The 4,677-nt window shown below is 46.0% G+C and carries 6 protein-coding genes; 3 read left to right on the forward strand and 3 right to left on the reverse strand.

Translation table 11 applies throughout. From position 1 onward, the window contains the following. Positions 1-170 precede the first annotated feature (170 nt). Positions 171-707 (forward strand): photosystem I reaction center subunit XI, encoded by a 537-nt coding sequence (locus tag RMO52_RS19975; RefSeq protein WP_309743603.1) that lies wholly within the window; start codon positions 171-173, stop codon positions 705-707. A gap of 117 nt (positions 708-824) precedes the next feature. Here the strand turns inward: RMO52_RS19975 and RMO52_RS19980 are convergent, their stop codons facing one another. Then, the gene (locus RMO52_RS19980) at positions 825-1,073 is read right to left on the reverse strand and encodes a hypothetical protein (protein ID WP_309743605.1); all 249 of its coding nucleotides are present in this window, start codon (positions 1,071-1,073) and stop codon (positions 825-827) included. 116 nt (positions 1,074-1,189) lie between these two features. Then, complete coding sequence (gene ruvC / locus RMO52_RS19985; RefSeq protein WP_396135062.1) at positions 1,190-1,687, reverse strand: crossover junction endodeoxyribonuclease RuvC; 498 nt, start codon at positions 1,685-1,687, stop codon at positions 1,190-1,192. Between the two features lie 235 nt (positions 1,688-1,922). On the opposite strand from ruvC, the gene RMO52_RS19990 reads away from it, so the two are divergent. Further along, on the forward strand, positions 1,923-3,359 hold the full coding sequence (locus tag RMO52_RS19990) for a YvcK family protein (RefSeq protein ID WP_309741661.1): 1,437 nt from the start codon (positions 1,923-1,925) through the stop codon (positions 3,357-3,359). A gap of 131 nt (positions 3,360-3,490) precedes the next feature. Next, complete coding sequence (gene tsaE, locus RMO52_RS19995; RefSeq protein WP_309741662.1) at positions 3,491-3,919, forward strand: tRNA (adenosine(37)-N6)-threonylcarbamoyltransferase complex ATPase subunit type 1 TsaE; 429 nt, start codon at positions 3,491-3,493, stop codon at positions 3,917-3,919. A gap of 67 nt (positions 3,920-3,986) precedes the next feature. Here the strand turns inward: tsaE and RMO52_RS20000 are convergent. Next, a partial coding sequence (locus tag RMO52_RS20000) for a S1 RNA-binding domain-containing protein (RefSeq protein WP_310417768.1) occupies positions 3,987-4,677 on the reverse strand: 691 nt, incomplete at its 5' end.

Raw genomic sequence — 4,677 nt, forward strand, 5'->3', positions numbered from 1 at the left:
ACTCCCTTGGGGGTCGAAATCAGTCAAAACAACCACATTATAGCGAGGGTCGCGGGGATTATCTTTCGAACGATCTATTCTCTCAACACGAGTAGTCATAAATAGCCACTGCCACGGATTTTTTTTGCATAGGATGTAGATGCAAAAAAAATCCGTGGCAGTGGCTAATTATGACTACTCTTGTTGAGAGAATAGATCGATCGAAAGATAATCCCCGCGACCCTCGCAATAATGAGGTTGTTTTGCCTGATTTCGACCCCCAAGGGAGTAGTTTAGCAACGCCGATTAATAACTCTAAACTTGCTAAAGCGATCGTCAATAGCTTCTCTGCCTATCGTCAGGGGTTATCGCCGCTGCGAAGAGGGATTGAGGTAGGGTTAGCGCATGGTTATTGGCAAATCGGGCCATTTTTTAAATTCAATCCACTGCGCTTTACTGAATGGGGCGCATTAACTGCACTCTCATCCGATATCGGTCTAGTTATCATTTCTGCTGGGGCGATCGTATTATATGCCGCTACCAATCCACCACCCCCGATCGCGACAAGTACAGCGCCCAATCCTCCCGAGGCGTTTGCCAGTACTGAAGGTTGGAATACTTATGCCACGGGTTTCCTAATTGGCGGAGTTGGGGGTGCTGTTGTCGCGTATCTGATTGTGAGCAATGTCGATGTCTTCCAAAACTCTTTACATCTAATTGGCTTGTAAGCGGTTTTGGTATTTTATCTTCTCGTTCAACAATGTTAACCCGATTTTGAATATTTACCAAAGGTAGTCTTCCACATCTTGCTGGGAGGCTATTTTTGTATTGCTTAATTGGCAGGGTTAAAACGAAGATCGATCGAGACTTTTGGTAACATAACTAATCGTCCCACTGATAATCGCACCACCCATTAAAACGCTGATAGCGGGGAGAAATAATGGCTCCCACAGGCTTTGCCAAACCTGCATCCCGAGTGGAATGTGAGTGTATTTACCCACGATCGCGATTAAAAACCACCCAAAACTAAGTATTACAAAAAAAACGTTAGCTGTCAGAATATTATTAATTAAATTAGTAATTTTGGTAATCATAATAACATTTTCTTAAAAATTAAATTGACTATAATCGATCGGTGGATGTGTGCTGGCGGCTGGTATTTTAAAATTTAATTCATGCTCAGTCACTCGCATATTGGCGATCTTCACTCTCAACCGATCTGTAACCAAGCTGTCAAAGCAGTCGCCAAGGCATCGGCAGCATCATCGGGACGTGGAATCTTGTCTAGAGCTAGCTCTCGTGCCACGGCAGCTTGGACTTCCGGCTTTTGGGCATTGCCATAACCAGCAACTGCTTGCTTGATTTGAGCTGGGGTGAATTCTACCCACGGAATTTGATGCTGGGCAACTACCAGCAAAATCACCCCGCGCGCTTGAGCCACTGGAATGGTATTTCCCATTTTATAGAAAAATAGCTGCTCGATCGCCACCAAATCTGGTTTAATTTCGTCTAATAGGCTGTGCATATCATCATAAATTGTTTGCAGTCGAGAACCAATCTCTGTCCGAGCTGGAGTCTGGATAATCCCAAAATCGACCAACGTCACTGTCGCTGGACGAGTATGTGTGGAAATCGAGATCGCCCCAAAACCTAAGCTGGCTAATCCTGGGTCTAATCCGAGGATGGTAGTTGTGATGGATCTAACCAAAAATTAATCTTACACCTGTAGGCTGATGGATGAGTGTTATGGCTGAATCTAGAGATTTAACCTTTACGATCGCAATTATAGTCGGATTAAATGGGCATATAAGATATAGAGTGCTCGCACTGGCAGCGCTCAAATTTTAATTTACTCTTTCCGATTCGGCAGAGTACCTGTAAGATTGACTCATCTCAAGTCTATCTATAACTTTAAAAATTCTCTTATTTTTAATCAAAAAATAATGTCGATCGGTCTCTTCAAACGAGCAATCAGGAATTTAAGTCGTGGTAGTAGTGTACTCCCCTCACAGGACGGAAAATATTCTAGCGTCCGGCGACTAGTTCAGTGGTTATCGCCAGGGATTTTTGTCAAACGCTGGCTATTCACGATTTATGTTGGCGTCTTGATGACGATTTTGGGCTTGGCGATTTGGCTGAAGTTGACGCCAATTTTCTGGTTATTCCAGCTCGTGGACAGGGTAATTGAGTTTGTCGCTAGAGTGATTCCACATTACTTATCGGGGCCGATAGTGCTGGGCTGCGGTCTGTTCCTGATGTTTTGGGGTCATAGCCGTTCGCTAGGCGAAATCAGTAAAGTTTTACGCCCAGATGGCGGACAAACCCTGCTCGATATGCTGTGGAATAATCGCCGCCTCAATCGCGGGCCAAAAATTGTGGCAATTGGCGGCGGTACTGGTCTATCGACACTGCTTAGAGGCTTAAAGCTCTATAGTGCCAATTTGACCGCGATCGTTACTGTTGCTGACGATGGGGGTTCTTCTGGACGTTTGAGGCGAGATTTTGGAGTTCTACCTCCTGGTGATATTCGCAACTGTATTGCTGCCCTCGCTGATGAAGAGAAATTATTGACCGAACTGTTTCAATATCGATTTGAGGCTGGGGACGGCTTGAGCGGACACAGTTTCGGCAATCTATTTCTGACGGCGATGTCAGAAATTACAGGCGATTTGGAACGTGCGGTCGTCGCTAGCTCTAAAGTATTGGCAATTCGGGGGCGAGTGTTACCTGCGACACTAACCGATGTATCGTTATGGGCGAGACTAGCCGATGGCAGGACGATCGAGGGCGAGTCAAATATTGGTGGCTCTGATGGTCAAATTGTCGAAATTGGCTGCTCTCCAGCCAATCCTCCCGCCTTACCAGCAGCGATCGCCGCCATTGAAGAAGCTGATTACATTATTATGGGGCCAGGGAGTCTGTACACGAGTGTCATTTCCAACCTCCTCGTCCCAGAAATCGCCGCAGCCATCGCAGCACGTCAAGTACCTCGGCTCTATGTCTGCAATATTATGACCCAGCCAGGAGAGACTACAGGCTATACAGTAGCAGATCATATCGAAAGTATCGACAGGGCTTGCGGTCACAAATTATTTGATGCCGTATTGGTTCAGAAAAATCCCCCGTCGGCGGGTTGTCTCCAGTACTATGCTGAAGAAAATTCTTATCCCGTATTGCTCGATCGTGAGGATGTGAAACAATTGGGTCGGAGTATCTTTTCTGTCAATGTGATGGAAGAAGATCCCGATACTCGCTATCTCCGCCACAACCCCCGTCGGCTCGCTAAAGCGTTGATTCATTTCTATCGCCGCGCTCAAGAGTCTGCCGCATACCGAAATGTGAAAGTAACGCCATTGGCTCGGGGTATTAAGTCGGCTTGAAGGGGTAAAAGGTAAAAGGTAAAAGGTAAAAGGTTAGCTCGGATTATAATTATTAACTGGTAATAACTACTTTGAGTACAAATTAGTTTGTTTAAATCGACCGATCTTGAAGTCTAAAATCTAAGTGCGACATGAACGAACGGATCTGCCGATTACCAGATGCGAAGGCTACTCAGGCTCTAGGAAGCGAACTAGGTAAAACTTTGCCAGCAGGAAGTGTATTGCTATTGACAGGTGACTTGGGCAGTGGGAAAACCACTTTAGTGCAAGGTTTAGCTTTGGGACTAGAGATCCAAGATGCGATCGTCAGTCCGACATTTACGATTATTAATGAATATTTAGGTGCCAGGTTGCCACTTTATCATTTGGATCTCTACCGCTTAAATGCTACAGAGGTAGACGAACTTTATCTCGAATCCTATTGGTTGGGACTAGAGAATGAATTAGGCATCGTCGCGATCGAGTGGGCTGAGAGATTATCAAATCTACCTTCCGATTATATCCGCATCGAACTAACTTACGATCCAGCCGAAGGTAGGATTGCCAAGATTTTTAGTTGAGTTTTAGTGTACCTTCGGAAAACAGTGGCGTGCGCGAGTCGCTGTCTTGGCTGGGATCTAGCAAAGCCTAGTTTTTCTTGCCAAACTTGCGTTGTAAATCTGCCAGTGTTGCTGGTTGAGTCGATTCCGGCTGTGCTGGTGGTGTTTTTGGTAATATTTTCGCTGGCTTAGCTGATGATACTTGAGGTTTATTGCTACGTGCGATCGTCGGTTGTGGCGATGGACGATCGTTAGTTGTCGCACCAGTTTTCATCGTCAGGCTCACTCGTTTTAGTTGAGCATTAACTTCCAAGACTTTGACCTTCACAACTTGCCCGACTTTGACAATCTGATTGGGGTCGCTGACAAAGTTATCCGAGAGTTGGGAGATGTGTACCAATCCGTCCTGATGCACGCCGATGTCTACAAAGGCTCCAAAGTTGGCTACGTTGGTCACAGTGCCCTCCAATTCCATGCCAACGACTAAATCGGTAATCTCCTGAATTCCCTCCTTGAAGGTGGCATATTTGAATTCTGCGCGAGGGTCTCGTCCGGGTTTTTCGAGTTCGCCGATGATATCGCGGAGGGTGGGTTCGCCAATTGTCTCGGTAATATACTTCTTCAGGTCTACTTGTTTGAGTTGTGTGCCTAATTTAGTTGGCTCTGTCAGAGGGATATTGACATCTTTGGCGATCGCCGCCAAGATTGGATAACTTTCAGGATGGACGGCGGTATTATCCAGCGGGTTTTCACCATCGCGGATGCGCAAGAATCCGGCG

The sequence above is a fragment of the Chamaesiphon sp. OTE_8_metabat_110 genome (assembly GCF_031382685.1).
In the GTDB taxonomy this organism is placed as follows: domain Bacteria; phylum Cyanobacteriota; class Cyanobacteriia; order Cyanobacteriales; family Chamaesiphonaceae; genus Chamaesiphon.